This is a genomic window from Comamonas sp. MYb69 (genome assembly GCF_037479315.1).
Lineage (GTDB): Bacteria > Pseudomonadota > Gammaproteobacteria > Burkholderiales > Burkholderiaceae_C > Comamonas.
Genome location: NZ_JBBGZG010000020.1, coordinates 78675 through 97437 on the forward strand (window position 1 = coordinate 78675; position 18763 = coordinate 97437).

General features: G+C 59.2%; 17 protein-coding genes. 3 read left to right on the top strand and 14 right to left on the bottom strand.

All coding sequences use genetic code 11. The annotated features are described in order from the left end of the window. Positions 1 to 29: 29 nt before the first annotated feature. The gene (locus WH303_RS22195) at positions 30 to 1115 is read left to right on the top strand and encodes a TFIIB-type zinc ribbon-containing protein (RefSeq protein ID WP_339521144.1); all 1086 of its coding nucleotides are present in this window, start codon (positions 30 to 32) and stop codon (positions 1113 to 1115) included. A gap of 45 nt (positions 1116 to 1160) precedes the next feature. Here the strand turns inward: WH303_RS22195 and WH303_RS22200 are convergent, their stop codons facing one another. The 6 genes from WH303_RS22200 to apaG all read right to left on the bottom strand — a co-directional run bounded on the left by WH303_RS22200 (position 1161) and on the right by apaG (position 6163). Further along, entirely contained in the window at positions 1161 to 1397 is a 237-nt protein-coding gene (locus WH303_RS22200) for a glycine zipper domain-containing protein (protein WP_027010612.1), read from the bottom strand. 132 nt (positions 1398 to 1529) lie between these two features. Next, positions 1530 to 2057: a CinA family protein gene (locus WH303_RS22205; RefSeq protein ID WP_339521129.1), complete on the bottom strand. Its 528-nt coding sequence runs from the start codon at positions 2055 to 2057 to the stop codon at positions 1530 to 1532. Beyond that, positions 2054 to 2617 carry a phosphatidylglycerophosphatase A family protein gene (locus WH303_RS22210; protein ID WP_445228321.1) on the bottom strand — a complete coding sequence of 188 codons (564 nt, stop codon included), beginning with the start codon at positions 2615 to 2617 and terminating at the stop codon, positions 2054 to 2056. The genes WH303_RS22205 and WH303_RS22210 overlap by 4 nt, the downstream gene beginning before the upstream one ends. Before the next feature lie 57 nt (positions 2618 to 2674). Next, positions 2675 to 3658 (bottom strand): thiamine-phosphate kinase, encoded by a 984-nt coding sequence (gene thiL / locus WH303_RS22215; RefSeq protein WP_339521130.1) that lies wholly within the window; start codon positions 3656 to 3658, stop codon positions 2675 to 2677. 1 nt (position 3659) lies between these two features. Next, entirely contained in the window at positions 3660 to 5753 is a 2094-nt protein-coding gene (locus WH303_RS22220) for a site-specific recombinase (RefSeq protein WP_339521131.1), read from the bottom strand. After that, positions 5753 to 6163, bottom strand: a complete 411-nt coding sequence (apaG, locus tag WH303_RS22225) for a Co2+/Mg2+ efflux protein ApaG (protein WP_021025695.1) — start codon at positions 6161 to 6163, stop codon at positions 5753 to 5755. Before apaG ends, WH303_RS22220 begins: the two co-directional genes overlap by 1 nt. A gap of 50 nt (positions 6164 to 6213) precedes the next feature. Between apaG and rpe the strand changes: the two genes are divergently transcribed. Then, positions 6214 to 6894 (top strand): ribulose-phosphate 3-epimerase, encoded by a 681-nt coding sequence (gene rpe, locus WH303_RS22230; RefSeq protein ID WP_021025696.1) that lies wholly within the window; start codon positions 6214 to 6216, stop codon positions 6892 to 6894. Between the two features lie 82 nt (positions 6895 to 6976). Here rpe and WH303_RS22235 read toward each other — a convergent pair whose 3' ends face one another. From WH303_RS22235 to WH303_RS22260, 6 genes are all read right to left on the bottom strand, one after another. Beyond that, entirely contained in the window at positions 6977 to 7399 is a 423-nt protein-coding gene (locus tag WH303_RS22235) for a type IV pilin protein (RefSeq protein ID WP_339521132.1), read from the bottom strand. Positions 7400 to 7411: 12 nt separating this feature from the next. Beyond that, positions 7412 to 11023 (bottom strand): pilus assembly protein, encoded by a 3612-nt coding sequence (locus WH303_RS22240; protein ID WP_339521133.1) that lies wholly within the window; start codon positions 11021 to 11023, stop codon positions 7412 to 7414. Positions 11024 to 11121: 98 nt separating this feature from the next. Continuing rightward, entirely contained in the window at positions 11122 to 11919 is a 798-nt protein-coding gene (locus tag WH303_RS22245; protein ID WP_339521134.1) for a pilus assembly PilX family protein, read from the bottom strand. A 21-nt stretch (positions 11920 to 11940) separates the two neighbouring features. Further along, the gene (locus WH303_RS22250; protein ID WP_339521135.1) at positions 11941 to 12906 is read right to left on the bottom strand and encodes a PilW family protein; all 966 of its coding nucleotides are present in this window, start codon (positions 12904 to 12906) and stop codon (positions 11941 to 11943) included. A gap of 1 nt (position 12907) precedes the next feature. Next, on the bottom strand, positions 12908 to 13537 hold the full coding sequence (gene pilV / locus WH303_RS22255) for a type IV pilus modification protein PilV (protein ID WP_339521136.1): 630 nt from the start codon (positions 13535 to 13537) through the stop codon (positions 12908 to 12910). Between the two features lie 68 nt (positions 13538 to 13605). Next, complete coding sequence (locus WH303_RS22260; RefSeq protein ID WP_339521137.1) at positions 13606 to 14202, bottom strand: GspH/FimT family pseudopilin; 597 nt, start codon at positions 14200 to 14202, stop codon at positions 13606 to 13608. A gap of 301 nt (positions 14203 to 14503) precedes the next feature. Here WH303_RS22260 and WH303_RS22265 point away from each other — a divergent pair, with 301 nt between their 5' ends. Beyond that, on the top strand, positions 14504 to 15688 hold the full coding sequence (locus WH303_RS22265) for a TniQ family protein (RefSeq protein WP_339521138.1): 1185 nt from the start codon (positions 14504 to 14506) through the stop codon (positions 15686 to 15688). Between the two features lie 294 nt (positions 15689 to 15982). Here WH303_RS22265 and WH303_RS22270 read toward each other — a convergent pair whose 3' ends face one another. Together WH303_RS22270 and WH303_RS22275 are read right to left on the bottom strand one after the other, a co-directional pair. After that, entirely contained in the window at positions 15983 to 17335 is a 1353-nt protein-coding gene (locus tag WH303_RS22270) for a TniQ family protein (RefSeq protein WP_339521139.1), read from the bottom strand. A gap of 10 nt (positions 17336 to 17345) precedes the next feature. Then, complete coding sequence (locus WH303_RS22275; protein ID WP_339521140.1) at positions 17346 to 18530, bottom strand: TniB family NTP-binding protein; 1185 nt, start codon at positions 18528 to 18530, stop codon at positions 17346 to 17348. Positions 18531 to 18763 lie beyond the last annotated feature (233 nt).

Here is an 18763-nt window from a genome sequence, read left to right on the forward strand (position 1 = left end):
CTGACCCCTTTGCGCCGCCACCGACCTCGATGGTGGCCAAGCATGTCTGCCCCGAATGCGGTGGCAATCTGGAATGGAATGCCAAGGCGCAGTCGCTCAAGTGCCCCTACTGCGGCACGGTGGTGCCCTGGACCGAGGAGCAGCAGCAACAGCTGGGGGGCGAGATCGTCGAGCAGGACCTGGCCGCCGCGCTGGCCAACCCCGCCAGCGGACGCGGCTGGGGCGAGGCACGGCGCGAGTACCAGTGCCAGAACTGCCGCGCGATTTCGGTGTTTGTCGATGGGCGGGTGGCGTCGCGCTGCGATTTCTGCGGCTCACCCGCGATCCAAGCACATGAAGAACGCAACGACGCGATCACGCCGCAAAGCCTGCTGCCGTTCAAGGTGAGCGACGGCCAGGTGCGCGACCTGATCCGCAAATGGTATGGCAGCCGCTGGTTTGCGCCCAACAAGTTCAAGAACGCGGCGCTGACCGATACGCTCAAAGGCATCTACCTGCCGTACTGGACCTTTGATGCCCATGTGCAGGCCCAGTGGCGCGCCGATGCCGGTTTTTACTACTACACGACCGAGCAGTACCGCGATGCCAATGGCAACATCAGCACGCGCCAGGTACGCCATGTGCGCTGGGAGCCGGCCTCGGGCAGCCTGCAGCATTTCTTTGACGATGAACTGGTTGCAGGCACGGTTGGGGTGCACCAGGGGCTGCTGCAGAAGGTGGAGCCTTTCCCGACCCGGACCGATCTGAAACCCTATTCGCCCGAGTTTGTGCGCGGCTGGACCGTGGAGCGCTACCAGGTCGACCTGAACCGGGCCGCCACGATCAACGAAGGGGATATGGACCAGCAGGTGCAGGCGCTGTGTGCGCGCCAGATTCCGGGCGACACCTACCGCAACCTGCAGGTGCAGCGCCAGTACCAGGGCCGCAGCTTCAAGCATGTGCTGGTGCCCGTGTGGCTGGTCGGTTATACCTATGGCAGCAAGAGCTACCAGATTCTTGCCAACGGCTACACCGGCCAGTTGGCCGGTGAGCAACCCTATAGCTGGGTAAAAATTCTGTTCACCGCACTGGCGGTGCTCTTGGTACTGGTGTTACTGATGGCAGCCAGCCGTTAAGAGGGCAGGATGCAGGGGGTGGAACACCCCCTTGGTGTTCAGCGCTTAGCGACGGCGGCGGTTGCCATCCATGTTGTCGCCGACCTGGTTGCCAAAATAGGCACCGGCTGCTGCACCACCAATGGTGCCCAGGGTCGAGCCGAACACGGCATCACCCAGCACACCACCGGCCACGGCGCCCACGCCGGTACCGATCTGGGCATTGGTGGGGTTGCTGGAGCAAGCGGTCAGGCCGCTCAGCGCCAGCACGATGGAAGCGGTGGTGATTGCAAGTCGTTTCATTAGGGTTCTCCTCTTGGTCGCATCGGCTGTCAGTCGGAAGAGTGCTGCAAACCGGATTGCCATGGTTGAAGTGTGGCGCAGCGCACGCGCTTGCCGCATCGGCCAAGGCTAAGTTTGGGTGTGGGACAGCGCTTACTGCGCCGGGGCAGCCTGCACCAGCGCCAGCAGGCGGCGCAGCGCATGCTGCACGGTGGCTTGGCGCACTGCGTGGCGGTCGCCGTCAAACCGCTGCACTTCACTGTGCAGCTGCCCGGCCACCTGCCAGCCAAACCAGACGGTGCCAACGGGCTTGCTGGCGCTGCCGCCATCTGGCCCGGCCACGCCGGTCACCGCCACGCTGACCTGGGCCTGGGACTGCGCAATGGCGCCCAGGGCCATCGCGCGGGCGACCGGCTCGCTGACAGCGCCATGGGCGGCGATCAGCGCAGCGGGCACATCGAGCATCGCGGATTTGGCGCGGTTGGAGTAGGTGATAAAGCCGCAATCGAGCCACTGGCTGGAGCCGGGCCGCTCGGTGCAGGCGCCGGCAATCAGGCCGCCGGTGCAGCTCTCGGCCGTGGCCATCATCCAGCCCCGGTGGCTCAAGTGCTGGGCCAGCTGGGCCACGGTTTCCGGGATGGGCAGCCCATCTTTGGTCAGCAAGGCAGCGGTGGCGTTCATAGCAGATGTCTCCCGATGGCGATGACAAGCAAGGTGCAGAAAGCGGCGACCAGATCGTCCCAGATGATGCCCCAACCGCCGCCCCAGCCAAAGCCTTTGAAGCAGCGATCGGCCCAGCGCACCGGCTGGGGTTTGACGGCGTCGAAAAAGCGGAACAGCACAAAAGCGGTCAACTGGCCCCAGAAGCCCGTGGGCATGACCAGCCACAAGATGAGCCAGAAGGCGATGATCTCATCCCAGACAATGGCGCCGGGATCAGCCACGCCGAGGTGGCGTGCGGTGGCCGTGCAGGCCCACCAGCCGAGCACCAGCGATGCGCCAATCACCCAGCCAATCGCCGCTGGCGTCAGCCACAGCTGCAGCACCAGGTAGGCCACCCAGGCCCACAAGGTGCCTACCGTTCCCGGTGCCACCGGGCTCAGGCCCGAGCCAAAGCCCAGCGCCATCCAGTGCAGGGGGTTGCGCAGCATGAAGGACCAGTTGGCGCGGCGGGGCGCCGCAATGGGGTCTGCTGCGCCGGGCGCGGAAGGGGAAAAGGGCGAGTCGCTCATGCCCGCCATCATAAGCCTGCGGCAAGGCGCTGTGCAGCACCAGCCAGCGCCGGGCCACCAGACCCGTCAGGCCTTGAAATGGTCAAACGAGGCCCAGTGCTGCGCTAGTGGCTGGCCTTGCGCATCGTGCACACGCAGGCCTGCTGCGGCGGTGATGCGGCCAACGCACTGCACGGGGGTTTGCGCGGCCAGGCTGGCCTGCTGCACGGCATCGCGCCGGTCTGCGGCGGCCGTAAAGCACAGCTCGTAGTCATCGCCGCCCGCCAGGCAGCATTGCAGTTGCAGGTCGATGGGCAGGTTGAGTGCCGCGCCCGGTGCGCCTGCGGTCGCTGCCATGCACGCCAGCACCCGGTCCGCCTGCAGCTCGGCACCCACCTCGCTGGCTTGCAGGATATGGCCCAGGTCGCCGACCAGGCCATCGCTCAAGTCCAGCGCGCTGCTGGCAATGCCGCGCAGCGCAGTGCCCAGGGCGACGCGCGGGCTGGGGCTTTCGAGCCGCTGGCGGGCTGCGGCCAGCGCAGCGGCGGGCAGCTGCACCTGGCCAAGCAAGGCCTCCAGCGCCAAGCGGGCATCGCCCAGCTGGCCGCTGACGTAGATGTCATCGCCGGGCTGGGCGCCGCTTCGCAGCAGCGCCTGGCCGGCTGGCACCTCGCCAAACACGGTGATGCAGATGTTCAGCGGGCCCTGGGTGGTATCACCGCCCACCAGCTCGCAACCATGGGCATCGGCCAAGGCGAACATGCCCTCCGAGAAGCCTTGCAGCCAAGGCCCATCGACAGCGGGCAGGGCCAGCGCCAGCGTGAAGGCCAGCGGCTGGGCGCCCGTGGCAGCCAGGTCGCTGAGGTTGACGGCCAGCGCCTTGTGGCCCAGCGTGCGCGGGTCCACATCGGCAAAGAAGTGGCGGCCCTGCACCAGCATATCGCTGGAGATGGCCAGCTGCATGCCGGGCCGGGGCGCGAGCAAGGCGCAGTCGTCACCGACGCCAAGCACGGCCCGCTGCACCGGCCGTTGGAAGTACTGCGCAATCAGTTCGAACTCGCCCTGGGCCATCTCAGCGCCCTCCCGGGCTGGCGTTGCGGCTCAAACGCAGCGGCAGCAAAAAGCTCAGCGGCCGGGTCAGCACCCGCTTGAGCAGCGCCTTGTATATGTGCGAGCGCTCGACATTGCTGACGTTTTGCGCGCGCAGGGCCAGGCGGAACGCCAGGTAGAAGCTCACCAGAATGTTGAAGCCGCCCAGCAAGGGCAGGGCCGCCACGCAGAGCCAGAAGCCGTGGAAGTGCAGCACTTCAAAGCCCATGCTGGTGGCGGCTGCGGCGATCTGACCGGCAGCGAGGGTCACGTGGCGGATATCGATGGGCAGGCCAAAGAACTGTGCCACCACCGGAATCAGCCCCAGCATGAAGCCCAGCGAGATATTGGACGCAAAGCCGGAGATATGGCGGCGCATGAAGCCCGCCCAGCGCGCAGCGCGCGCCTTGCCCAAAAAGCCGGTGATGCGCGGGTTGTAGCGGATGGCCGAATCCATGTGGTGCAGCACGAACCAGTTCTCGGTCCAGCCGGCGATGATGCTGGAGGAGAACAGCAGCACGCCGGTAAACGCGGCATAGAACACCGAGGGGCCCAGCAGGGTCAATGACTTCAGCGTCTGCTCGGCCTCGTGCTGGTCGATAAAGGGCGAGCCGGTGGCACGCGCCCAGCCCCAGGTGAGCAGCAGCACCATCGGGAAGACGGTGAACACATTGCCCAGCACGGCAGCCACCTGGGAGCGCACCAGGTAGCTGACCTCGTCGACAAAGGACGCAATGCCGGCCTCGGTATCGCCCGACTCCTTGAGCTTGGCGGCCATCGCCGGTGCCGTCATCGCCGGTTGCTTGGTGGCGACGGTGAAGTGCAGCAGCTGGATCAGCACAAAGCTGATCGCGTAGTTGAAGCCGGCGATGAAGCCGCCCCAGAACGCGGAGATGGCCACCGCATGCAGTGCGAACTTGATCAAGGTGGTGAAGGCCATCACCAGGCCGCCGCCCGCGGCCTTGCGCGCCATCTGCGCGTACTCGCGCTTGTCGCGGGTGATGTAGTGCTCACCGGTCTCGGCGCTGCGCTCGGCCACCTTGGAGGCCAGCAGCGACGAGTTGGACGAGATCAGCGCGCGGATGCTCTGGCGCTCCAGGCCCACGGCCACCAGGTGGGCCAGCAGCTTGGCGGTGATGACCTTGGGGTTGGCCGACAGCAGGCAGTCGAGCAGCTCGCGCACGCGCAAGATGCGCATGCGCAGCTGGCGCAGCCGGAACACGACGCCGACCGAGACGCCATTGTCTTCAAAGTGTTCGTAGATCGAGGCCACGGCGGTGCGGCATTCGTCCAGGCTGCGGCGTACATTCTCTTCGGCCTCCAGCACATCGGCGGCCTTGGGGCTGGGGTGCAGCATCGCGCGGCGCAGCTCTTCGACGCCGCTGATCAGGCTGTAGAAGGGCTGGGTGTTCTTGGCGCTGCCGCTCATGCGCAGGCGCAGCTCCGGCGCAAAGCCGGCCGCCAGAATCTGGCCGGCGCAATAGGTGAGGGCATTGAGCACCAGGTGCTGCCAGGGCGAGAGGCGGTTGCCGTAGTGCTCCAGCCCGGCAATGCTGCCGGCATCGACATCGCTTTGCGCAATCTGCGTGGGGACGACCATCACCTCCAGCGACACAAAGCCGGGCGACAGCAGCTGGGCGATGCGCTCGAGCAAGGGCTTGTCCATGGCCTTGAGCCACTGGGCATCGAAAGGCGTGTGCAGGACCATCGAGAACAGCACGGTGGCGTCGATCGTCTCGGGCGTGGAGGGCAGCAGCTTCCAGCGCAGGCGCTCGGCCAGCTCATTGAAGAAGGCGGTGCGGGGCGCAAAGCCAAAATCGGCCAGCAGCGCCGTCAGGTCCACCGTCTGCAGTTGCACGGCCCACCAGCGCTGCACTTTGTCCCGCAGCGCGGCATCGCCATCGATGGCGTCCAGCAACTGGCTCACGCGGGCCACGGCCGCGTCGACCGAGTTTTGCTGGCCGCGAATCCAGGCGGCGATCTCGATGATCCAGAGGTTGCGCTCGGCCAGCGGGGCATCAGGGTCGAGCGCTGCGAGCAGCTGCGCCAGCGGATCTGGTTTCTTCTTGCTGAACATCAATGCAGCACTCGTCCTTGCGCCAGGTCGTCGTCTTGGGCGGGGTACTGTGTGGCGTCGAGCGTGAAGCGGGGGATCGGGCAGTCAAAGGTCTGGGCCTCATCGCTGATGCACAGGTAGCTGCCTTCCATGCTGCCTTGCGGGGTGGCCAGGCGGCACTGGCTCTGGTACTCAAAGGATTCGCCGGGAGCGAGCAGCGGTTGGTGGCCCACCACCCCCAGGCCTTTGACCTCCTGGACCAAGCCGGTGGCGTCCTTGATGATCCAGTGCCGCGCGATCAGCTGCGCGGGAACCTCACCACTGTTACGAATGATGATGCTATAGACAAAGTGGAATACGCCGGCCTCGGGCAGGGACTGCTCAGGCAGGTACTGTGGTGTCACCGACACCTCAAACTGGAACTTTGGCATGTGAAACTGGATTGAAGTCAGGTAGAAATACTAACTGCGACAATAGAGGGATGAGCTCCACCTACCGAATTGCCCCCTCAATCCTGTCTGCAGACTTTGCCCGCCTGGGCGAGGAAGTGCGCAACGTACTGGCCGCTGGCGCGGACTGGATACATTTTGACGTGATGGACAACCATTACGTGCCCAATCTGACCTTCGGGCCGATGATTTGCGCGGCCCTGAAGCCCCATGCGATCAAGCCTGACGGTACGCCGGCACCTATCGATGTGCACCTGATGGTGCAGCCGGTGGACGAGCTGGCCGCCGCCTTTGCCCAGGCAGGCGCCGACTATATCAGCTTCCACCCCGATGCTTCGGCCCATGTACACCGCAGCATCCAGGCCATCAAGGCGCAGGGCTGCAAGGCTGGCCTGGTGTTCAACCCGGCGATGCCACTGGACGTGCTGGACTGGGTGATCGAGGACATCGACCTGGTCTTGCTGATGAGCGTCAACCCCGGCTTTGGCGGCCAGAGCTTCATCGACTCGACCCTGCGCAAGATCGAAGCAACGCGCAAGCGCATCGACGCCAGCGGCAAGGACATCCGCCTGGAAGTCGACGGCGGCATCAAGGAAACCAATATCCGCCGCGTGGCGGATGCGGGGGCCGACACCTTTGTGGCGGGCAGTGCGATTTTTGGCAAGCCTGATTACAAGGGGGTGATTGAGCAGATGCGGGGGGCGCTGGGGTGATGGTTTTGCCCTGAGGATGGGCGATAAAAAAGGCTCCGGCAATGGATTGCTGGAGCCTTTTTTACTGGTGCTGCTCGGCGGCTTATTTTGTCCAGCAGCTGCTGTCGTAACCGGAAGCGCCTTCGGTTTTGCCATTGGCGCCTTGCAGACCTGTATTGGTCAGCGTGTAGTTGCCACACTTGTCATGTTCCTGGGCGTTTTGGGCCGTGGCTGTCAGCGTGAAGGTGGCGCCGTCTGAGTCCAGGCTGATCGCATAGCGCCCAGAGGCCATGGAGGTCATGCTACTAGGAAGACTCGTTGGGTAGGTGCCATTGGCTGTAGCCGCACGCTCCATCCACTGAGCGGTTTGCAGCAAGGTCGTACGCCCGTCTGCGCGGTGACCGCGAAGGATGTATTCGTTGTAGCTGGGCAGCGCGATCGCAGTCAGGATGCCGACGACAGCCACCACAATCATCAATTCAATCAGCGTGAAGCCGCGCTGCATCCTCAGGTTTTTCGGTGTCATTGCTGGTCCTTCTTACTGCAGCTGGCGCCAGCTGGGGCGCAAAGTTTGTTCAGGCATGCGCAGCAGTGCCTCCATATTGTTGATGCAGCGGTCGCCAGTACAGGTGCTGATATCGAGCATCTGCGTTTCCGACGATGCAACCTGGGAGTGCGAGCCTTTGTCAACCTGTGCACGCGAAGCATTGCCGTTTTCCGTCGCGCCGAAGGAGGTATTGCTGCCCAGGTTGATCAGTTGGATGCTGGGCTTTTTGCCGTCCATGATATTGAGCATGGTGCGGTACTGGCGCTCGGTATCGACCGACGTGGAGTCGCAGCTTTCGCGGGTGACATCCACATCCAGGCCCTTGGCCGGCACCTGGGTGTAGGCAACCAGGATATTGGTGTTGTCATACAGCTCCAGGTTCTTGAGCGCGCGCTCGCCCACCGCTGGAAGGTCCATGTACCAACCGTTGTAGGTCGTGCCCCAGGTGGTCTTGTCGAGCGTGTCCACTTCGTCCACCCGGCCGCCTACGCCACCGGCAATCGTCAGCTCGGCGATCTCACGCTTGGCCAAACCGGCAGTCGCTACACCCGTGCCCAAGGCTGCGGGCGCTGGAACTACCAGGCATTCAGCCGGTGCTGAAGAGTCGCATGCTTTACCAGGATGTACTTCCAACCATTGGCTGGAACCTTCGGTTTTTCGGACACGGTAGCGTGTATTGTCCAGCACGGAATAAATGCTTTGCACCAGCACATCACTGGGGTCGGTTCGGCTCACATTGCGGCCGGTACCAAAGGCCACCATCATGCCGCCCACGGGTACAGATTTCTTGGTGCCGTCTGTTTGCGTCACTTCCTTGACCCGATCGTTTGCGCGAGCGGTCGGTGCAACAGTGATCGGCTGCACATTGCTGCGTGATGAGGAGCTGAGGGCCGAAGGACCGCGCGCGGTGAACAGCGGCGTACTGCTAAAGGCCACATTCCACTCGCTGGCGACGTCACTGGTGAGGTCGAATTTCCAGAGGTTGCCCTGGTTGTCGCCGGCGTAGGCGATGTCCACCCGTCCATCGCCATTCAGGTCTATCAGGCGCGGAGCGGACAGGCCATTGTCAATGGCATAGCCGGTGCCAGCGGCCTGGCTGGTGACTGGCAGGCGTACCAGTTCCTGGCCCTTGTCCAGGTACTGAATCAGCAGAACGGGGCGTTGGTTGGTGCTGTTGTAGCCATTGCCCATCACCACGGCCCAGCGGCCGTTGTTCATCCGCGTGATCTGTGTGGTGCGCAGAAAGTCGGTTTCGTCCATCACCGGCTTGGCGGTTATGTGACCGATGTCGTTGTTCTCGCTAGCGGTTGCAATGCAGGCGGTGCGCTGGGTGCCCGTCAGCGCCGTGCAATCCAAGGCGTCTGCTACGCCGCGAGTCCGGTCCAGGCGCACCAGCGTGTTGGCATTGGCTGCCGCAAAGCTGGGTGCGCTAGAGGTGCTGCCAGCTGCCGGGTTGGTGACATCCAGCACAAAGTAGCCCTTGCCGCCAGCACCCATGGTGCCTACCAACAAGGTGCGCCAGTCGGCAATATAGGCTTCGGTGCCAGGAGTGGTTTCCTTGACGCCGCCAAGCTCCACATCGCCCGTCATGGGGGAGCCATCGACATAGTACTGGTGGGTATAGCCAGAGCCGGCCAGGTTCTTGATCGTTGACAAGGCGCCATTGGGGACGTAGGCCATTTTTTCAGAGCCATCGGTGGCAGAGAAACCATGCAACATGCCGTCATTGCCGCCGACATAGACCATGGGAACGCGATTCTTCTGGGCTTGCACAAAGCTGCTGTAGCCTTGGAGCGCGTAGGTACCGGACGGCGCGCCGGTATACCAGACGCCGGAGTTGATGATGTCGCCCTGGCGGCTCTTGCGTTCGCGGAAGGGCTTGGCGGTGGTGTAGCCGGTGGTGTCGGAGCCTTCCAGCGTGCGATCGCCTCGGATGAAGTTCACAATGCTCTCGCCACTGGTGGAAATAGGGGTGGCACTGGCCAGGCCAATCTTGGCCTTTTGCGCGGTGCTCAGGTAAGTCTGGTCGCTGGCCCACTTGAACTGCACACCACCTTTGTCGCCTGAGGTCGTGCCGGTTTTGGTCACCCACTGGTCACTCCAGCCAAGGACCAGTCGATCAGTCACACCGGTGCGGGCATCCAGCAAGTCGGCGGTGGTTTTGTTCTCCCATGCTGGCGTGCTGGTGCCGCTCTTGTTCACGGTTCTGGCTGCGACATAGCCCTTCCAGTTGGAGTCGGGTTGGTAGCCCGCAGTGAAGGTGGCCACATCGTAGCGCGCCGCATTCGAGCCACTGCTGACCGAGGAGGTCAGGTCGGCATCCGTCTGGGTGTTGATCTGGCCAAAAATCTCGCGGAAGGCCTTCTCCAGATCCTCGCCTTTTTCTACTGCATAGAAGCGGCCCCGCCCATTGATGGCCGAGTGCCACAGGTCCAATGCACGAACATCTTCGCCGCCGCCGTTCATGTCGGGCCAGGTCTTGGTGCCATTGACCAGCGCGGGAAAGCTGCCGTCATAGCCAAAAGGCACCATGCTGGATGAAGCGCTGATGTTGTATTTTGCGTCGCTGTAGTTCTGCTTCCATGTGTAGGACAGCGCACTGAAACCGATGGTGTAGGTCACCATATGCGGCCAGGTGGCCGGGTTGTATCGGGGGTTCCAGTAACGGTCCAGCGTCCCGGTGGTGGAACCACTGGTGAACGTTTCAGTTGCTGGTGCCTTGCGGTAGTCAGCCGTGGGCTGCATCGTGCCAGTCCAGCCGGTGGTGTGCGGCGGCACGGCCCAGCTGTAGAAGGCCCAGTCCGCCAGCGTATTGTCAAATGCATCGCGGTACAGTGCACTCTTGGCTCGGGCGGCGGCCGTGGTGCCACCGTAGACGGTACCATCGGGCAAGGTCAGGTTCGTGGCATTGTCCGTTTGGCTGGGTTTGGAGGCTCCACTGTTCCAGCGGCCATCCGTCATGATGATGTGGTAGCTGCGGCGGCAGCCCAGATAAGGCGATCCTGTCGTTCCAGGGACCGACGCCCAGGGGCTGTTCGTCGACAGCGGACGTCGCATATAAGCATCAGCCTGCGAGAACATCTTGTGTGAGGGTGTGCCGTTCACCGCGCTGAGGCCGTTGACAAAACTGATCAAGTTGTTGCGGTGGCTGGTATTGAGGACCCGCATCGAGTTGGTGTTCATCGAGGTGCTGTCGACGCTGCCTGCACCCGAGGCATTGCCGTTGTTCCACATGGCCTGCCAAGACATGCGCACCTTGCCGTCTGGCAGCAGTGAGGTATCGCGCAATACGCCGCCGCTGCCACCATTTCCGATAAGGGCGTACTTAAGCACATTGATACGCCGGGCTGACACTGGCCAAGAACCATCGGTATTTGGCACCTGGGTATTGCTCGCGCCACTTTGGTTTTCGCGGTCCAGGCGGTACTGCATACTCCCCGAGTCATCGATCGAGATGATGATGTTGGGGGCCACATAGGGCTCTTTGGTACCTGGCGGTCCGCTGGCCAGGTCCAGTGCCCAGCTGCCCTGCGGTAGCAAAGCAGCGCAAGCCGCCAAGGCCAGCAGGTGTTTGCGGAAATGGGGGGTGTTGTTATGAGCCACAGCGCCTCCTGTCGATACTGCGAATAATGGGTTTTAGCCAGTCTCGGCACTAGGCCTGCATGTGGCTGGTAAAGCGTGAAGGATCCAGCGCCAGAGACTCAGTCCTTGAGTCGCTGCCGGGCATAGGTCTGCTGTAAAACGACCTGGGTATTGGGCTTGCGGCCATGTGCAAGGCTGGTGATGCGATAAACCACATTCGGAATCATATTCAGCGCCAAAAAGTTATTGGCCACCATGCTGTTACCGGCACTGTCTTCGGCCACGATCAGGTTCGAGTTCTTGCTGCTTTCGTCATAGGGCAGCACCTCAATCCAGTACCAGCCGCCGCGGTTGGCAGCACTGCGGTCTGCAAGAATAGGGTTGGCCGGGTTGCTGGCATTGCCCAGCTTCGCTCCGGTGTACTGGCCATAACGCGCACCGACGGGCGCACCGCCGGTGGGGGTGCTGGTCATCTGCGCCAAGGTAACGCCGCGATCGGCATCGCTGTTGTTCCAGAAATCCTGGTTGCCCTGGCGCTTGGTGCACAGGCCGTTGCGGCACTTGTAGGTTTGGCTGTCCAGCGTTGCCAGCAGCTTGCCGACGGAGGGCGCTTCCAGCGGAATCTGGTCTGCGGTGCTCTGACGGCAGACATCGCCAGTGCCGCTGCACACCGATCCGTCAGCATTCTCGTTGCGGATGTCCAGCTCCGCATCCTGCAGCAGCGCTTGTCCTGCCTCAAAGGCACGCTGGTAATCTGCATCATTGCTGACCAACATCTCCCCAAACAAAGAGGTACGTGCCGACCACAGGGCCAGCAGCATCGACAGCATGACAAAGATGATGACGACGAACAGCGCTACGCCGCGCTGCTGGCGGAGCGGTGGGCGTTGGTCGCGAATGAAGAATCTGCCTTGCATGGTTAGGGCTCTTGGTTCGGGTTACAGCACATTGCCAATCAGCCCCTGGCTGCGCAATTGGTAGACGCTGCGAAACACCATGTGCAGGCGTTGGGCGCGATTTGCGCCGATGGCGCTTCCGCTCATATCGGTGGCGTCGGCGCTGGCGTAGTCAACCTCGGTGGTGCCATCGCAGTCGGTGTAGCTGGCAGTGGTCAGGTTCATGCGCTCGGTGCCATAAAGCACGAGGCAGACTTCCACGCCGGTAACTTGTCCCCAGTTGGTACCGACTCCAGCTGCATTGACGTACTGGATTTTGGGCGCGCCGCTGGCGATGTCGGTCATACGAAGATAGCGGATTCTGAAATTGGCGACGTTGCCAATCACCGGCTGGGTTGCTCCCGAGGTTCCCGTGCAGACCAGGTTGTTGGCGTTGAGTGCGAATGCGCTGGAAATACGCATAAAGCTGTTGTTGTCCGCCGTGTCCAGGTCCTGGGGGCCACCTTGGCAATCCCGGGACAGCGACTGCGTCGCCAGGGATGTGTCGCTGAGGGGGTACACCGGTTCCTTGTAGCGTCGGTAACCCAGGGTGAGCGTGGTGTCTGTGCCGTTGATGGTGTCAGTGGCGGGGGAAAAATTCCGGTCCGGTTGTGATGAGGTGGCCTTGGCCTCGAAAGCCACCGGCAGCGCATACCGGTCAATGTCTGTGTTGGCATTCTTGGTGGCATTGAGGTTGAGGTAGAGCGAGCCCGACTGCCTCAGTTGTTGTCCAATGACGCGAAAGGCATATCCAGCCTGTTGCTGCAACTGGCTTGCATCGCTGACGGTCCCTGAAGTGCTGCGCGAGACCATCAGCGCGCCGCCTGCGACCGCAACAACCATCAAACCGATGGCGACGCCGACCATCAGCTCAACCAGCGTGATGCCGCTTTGGTGTCTTGGTTTGAAGGCGTGGCCCAGAGTCGCTGCAGGCACGCTGTTCAAGCCCTTTGTGTTTTTTGTATGCATATCAAATCCCTGGGCAGAAAAAACGGGCAGTGCTGGTGCCCTTGTAGGGTGCGCAGCGGGCACTGACGGGGATGTACTGCAGGTGGCAGGTGTAGCCTTCGCCGCAGCTCACGGCGGCGCCGCTGTCCGAAGCGGCATTGATGGCGGAGCGGTAATCGCTGTCGGCCCCTTTCCTCTCGTTTTCTCGCCACCGGATCATCACGCCTAACTGACGGCGGTTGGCAGCGACGTCTTCGCCTGCGGACGTGAAGAGATTGGCATCGCCCAATGGCAATGCTCTGCTGACAAATGCTTTCCACTGAGAAACATCGTAGACGGCGAGTTCCGCACCCGTGCAAACAACGGTGCTGCAAGTTTTGCTGGGGCTGGGTGTATCGTCCCAATCGCTGAGATAGCTGCTCATATTGGCCATCGCATTGGGATTGACCTTCATGCGTTCACTCAGGTCTTCGATGAGCCTGATCGCCTGCTCTCGGCGAACGCTGGTTTGCGTGTCACTGAGGGTTCGCAGCTGCACGCCCACGATGCCCAAGATGCCGAGAGCGGCGACCACCAGGGCGATGAGTGACTCCAGCAAGCTGATGCCTCGCTGGCCGCGCTGCGTTGCAGAGATTCTCGTCAATCTGCGCATAGGACTTCTTTCTGTATTTGGGCTTGTCATGGGCGACCGTGGACCGCGTATCGATGGGCATTGCATGGTCAAGGACAATCCGCAGCGCCTGAGCTCAGGCGTTTGATCAAACCACCGGGCTGGATGCAAAGCGCGGAGGCTGCGGAATCGCTGCTGCTCGATCCTTGCGGCCAAGCCCGAAAGACGAAGGTCTGTGCAGTGTTATTGCTGAAATGTCCCCAGCGGTCGACACTGATCATGGCGTTCATGGTGGTACCCGCACTGCTGATCTCCACTTCGGTGCGTGTCGGCGCACTGGTTTGCTGCAGTGTGATTTCTGAAGTGCCGCTCTGAGCGCCATCGCGGTTGGTATCGACAAACACCAACCAGCCGCAGCCCCATTGCGCGTCACTTCCAGCATTGGTGCAGCCGTCGCCATCGGCCTTTTTGACAATGACCACATTGCCCGCGCGCCGGATGGCCTCTGAACGGGCGTAGTACAGGGTGGACTGCAGGTCTTCTACGGCGCTGCGGACACGCCAGCGTTCGGTCAAGCCCTTGAAGCTGGGCAGAGCCAGCGAAGCGAGAATCGCCACAATGGCGATCACCACCAAAAGTTCGATCGCAGTAAAGCCGGATGTCCGGCGCAGCAGTGACCATTGCCCATGTTTCATAAAATGAATCATAGGTAATACTTTGCTAATAAGCGGACACGGGCGACGAGCGGAAGGGCAGAGGCGATGAGCGGCATTGGCCGCAGATGCATGGCCACCGGGAACTGAGGCGCTGGATGATCTGCGGCACAATCACCGGCTGGGCCCGAAAGAATCTCTAATGACTGATGTGAACAAAACCCTGCAGCTGGAGCAACTGAATAGAGTTGAAGAAAAAGCTCTTCTGTCTCAGAGGCAACGTGAGTGTGCTGCCACTCGCACTTCGTTGGCGATAGTTGGAAAATTTGGCGACCCACGTCATGTCTTGTGAAGAATGACTGGAATAGAGTTCGAAAACCCTATGGCCGGGGCTGGTGCCACCTTAAAAAGCGGCACGTATCTTTACACTGCGCTTGTTCACAGACTTCGCTCTTCAAGCCACCTGTCGAAGAGGCAGACAGTCGCAAATTTTCTAAACTTACCGCACAACATAAAACTTCCGCTATGTATGGGATGGAATGCAGGTTACGTTAGCCGAACATACTTTGCAGGAATTCTCACACCTCAGGAACTGCTCCGCCAGCACACGCTATATGGATATCTGAATCTCTCGCAGAACATGGCTGAAGCCGATGCTCTCGAAAAATTGTTGATTCTCGGTAATCCTTACAATTCCATTGTCAGATCTGCGAGTGTTCAAAATCTTCGTTGGTGTGAATGCTGTGCGAGTATAGAGTCTGAGGCGTACGGTTTCGCAAGCTGGAAAGTTATTCATCAGATTCCCCAGGTTGCTATCTGTCACATTCATGGCAATCCTTTGCTTTCAATGTGTAAAGGCTGTGGTACAGCCATTGGAGCAGTACAGAATTTCCGTCTACCAGGTGAACCGTGCCCGAAGTGCAATAGTACTAATTTTGAAGGTGAAATTATTCACGTGCGGGATGCACATTGGTCGCTGATTAAGAATATTGCCAATGCTTTTGAGACGCAGGTGAACACATTTCGCCATAACGTATGGAATGATGAAGTTTCGCTGTTTATCTCCAACTTTCCATCTTGGGTCGATGCGCAAAAGGTAGTGGTGGATTATATCTGTCGTGAGTGGGAGGTCTCTTCGATCAAGCAGGTGTGGGAGTTAATAAATATACCTTTGTTGATTGCGGAGAATGTTTTCGAAAACGGTGACAAATATCTCTCCGTCAGAATTCTTCTGCGCCGCGTGATGCAGTTGATCTGTCCAAAAGTATCTGGAGTTCTAGGTTCTGGTGACGCGCTGCCAAGCGTTCATTCCTATCAATTATGCTTCTCAAACGTTGTTAGGCAGTATGCATCTCGTTTAGGTATCAGTAGTCGAACTACGTATGCATTGATAATGCCTTTGAGTCTTCATTCAGCTGCAGTTGCTTCAGGTCTTTCGTATACTACAATTCAACTTGCATGGAGCAAAGTCCGTAAATCGATGGTGTTGGATCTTGGGGCGGAAACAGTGAGAAATATTCTTCCTGGAAATCGTATGTAATCATGTTTGGAAACGCCAGTGCTAATTTTGGATTTGTTAGCTGTATTTCTCTATAAATTTATCAGTTTGTTTTAATATGGGTGGTGATTTCCTGATATATTTTCTGTGCCAAATTCTAGATAATTAGAAGCTCATATAAGGCACGGTTCAGATGCATTCATGCCTGTTTGGGAGTTTGGCTTTGCAGCGTCCACTGCAGAAATTAAAGGTTGTGCAAGTCACGTAGTGAATTCATATTTTCTCTATGGAAAAGCTGATCGTAGGTTTTAAAAAGTCCACCCAAATGGTTTTTGTTTAGTATTCAAACCTAAATTGCGACGAGCTTCGATTGCCCAGCGATTTCATCAAAGCAGCCAGCTGGTTGGGCGCATGTTCACGCATCCAGCGGTAGTCGGCACTGCAGTGATTTTCAATGTCAGCTCGCCGGCTTTGTGGTGCGCTTTGTACGAAGCATCGGATGCGTTCAATGCATTCAGCTTGGTGAGTGTTACGGAGACGCGATTTCCACTCGTTACGTAGTGTGGGGTCGACTTCCAACCATCTAACAACATCACGGCGGCTAACGCGTAACCGCTCCATGACGTCCGCATAGCTGTCGCAGCATTGAAACGCGTCACGGACGTATTCTGGCGCCACTAATGAATCTGTTGGAAATTCATTAAATAACGGGAGTTGGCCTTTTATGGACGGACTGCGACCCGAAGCCGCATCTGCAAAAGAGTGAATGAGCTCATGATGGGACTTCCACTCCAGAGCGTTCCATAAGACCACCCAGGCAATCGCCGTCGACTTTTTTTTTCGCCAAAGCAGTCCCGGGATTAGGCTGCCATCAATGAGTTCGTTTAGCTCGGGTTGTGCAATCCGCACTAGAGAGGAAGATCCGGTGGAAGAGAACCATCTAGCGATTCGTTCGTGCCGCATACCATTGGCTGAATGTATGACACCAATTTCCTGTAACCGGCAGATAGCGGAGCGGCGCAAAGAGAGCATGTCTATGCATGGAGTCCTTTGAAGATGGCTGCCTAATGCAGCAGCATTGCTCGCAAGTTGACTCAAGGCGTCTGGGACCACAATTGCGATCCCGTCCTCTTTACTAGGCAAACGCCATTGCTTGCGTCTTCGATAGCTCGAACGCAATGGCTCGTTATGTTGGGTACAGATTACAGCTGTCGGGTATTGGTGGACTGTATGCCATAAGGGGCGGCCGATGTTCTCTATGTCATGCTGCATGCAACGACAGCACCATTTCAGTGGATGCGTTACCTGTTGGGTGCGTGATGATCCCAACACTGCTCTCATCCAGTGCGTTGATTGTGGGTGTAGTGCTTGATAGGCGAGCTCTTTTTGCGCTTGTGCACTTAGGAACGGTAGGTAGAAGCCAGCTACCGAATGATCGCGGAGAAGCCCAAGGCAGGAAGCTGGCTCTGCTTTTGAGATAGCAGTGAACCTTTCAAGCGAATGCGGGAACTCATGTTGTCGAACAGCATGAGCGGCACCAAGAAGCTCTGAAGCTGTTGCCGCAGAGTTGCGGCAACAGCTCATGGCATGGTTTGCAGCACACCAGCTATACAGCGTCTCATCTGGATGGATTGAAAAGAGGCTGTGGGTTGCAGTGAAGCGACCTGATTTTGAAGCATCGTGCTGCATCATGACTCCTCTAGTTGGCTCGTCCCGGCTTCTTTTTTTCAACAGATTTGAGAGCTTCCAGTTGTTTAGTCATACTATCAATTAAATCTTCGCTTACTCCTAAGCGTCTAACGTCCTCGGGTGGCAATTTGCTCAGCGCTTTGAGGCGCTGAGAGATCTGATTGGTTTGCCTGGTTTGCCTAGCTTTGAAGCTACGGACGAGCTTCTCTGCCGCGGTAATTGTTACTTTTGGGGCCGCTGTATTCATGGCGTCAGTTGGACTGCGCATGACTGTATTCTTGGGTGTTTTTATCGGCCTAGTTACTGGCGGAATGTCGATGAATTGACTCGAAAGACGAGCCTCTTCTGAGGCCGCTGCTAGTGCGATTCGGCGCAAATGCTTGAAACGTGGGGAGGTTTGAGCTGCGAGATAGTCTTGTTCTCCGACCGCTGCGAAAAGGCCGCCGCGGCGGAGGGCTGACCTTTGAACCTCTTGGTGATAAGCCATAAAGAGGCCCGGCAAGCCAGCTGAGTTCTCGTTTTCGAACAGAGACCTTCTTTGCTCATCAATAGTCCATTCTTCGATAATCGAAAATTCCCTCGCGTGACGAACAAAATCACGTGCCCACCAAGGGTCTCTGCGGGGGTCTGCAGGAAAAAGCGAATGAACTCCTCCAGTACTGAAGCGGCGCATGAGCTGGCTGTAGCTGCCGAGGTGTTCAAAGGCCAAAGGGTTACCCGCGAGAACAACAGATATCCCCAAATTCATCAACTGAAGATAAAAAAGAGCGAATTCCATTCGCCAGGGGCTGTCCTCGAATGTCGATTCCTGCTTTTCGTCGACACATAGCAGTGCAACACGATGGCGAGTGAGTAGCTTGGACACTGTCACCAATAGCGAGTCTAGGTTGGTGACCCTCCGATGTTCCTCGTAGTAGGTTGTCTGGACTTTGCTGTCGAGGCACTGCAAGATGCGCTTGAGTAATGCGCCGCGTGAGCCGTTGCTCGGATGGTCGACAAGCAGATACACGCATTGCCGTAGCCGATAGTACCCACCTGTTTCAGAATTTCCATGATCGAGTACTTGTTGTGGGGCAAAGATCTCGAGCGCGCGTGTAAGTAACGCCGACTTGCCGGCAGCTGTCATGCCCGATAGGAGCATCCCGCCACCTTGGGCAGGAGTAAGCATTTTTAAAGCATCTACTGACTCAAGCACACCGATCTGATTGCACAGCTTGCGATTTGACGGGCTTAGCGGATTAGCGAGGGTCAGTGTGCGCCTAAGCAAGGACTGGATTCCGGCGGCAGGCTCAATAACAGCTGTGGTAGGCGCGAACTGGCGGTCTGCAAGATCTAGCAGAGGCTCTCTGTGACTGGGCGTGTCCGATATTTTGTGTAAACGGGACGGGCTTCAGTTGATGGAGATGCGGTCTCCGAACTGAATGGTAA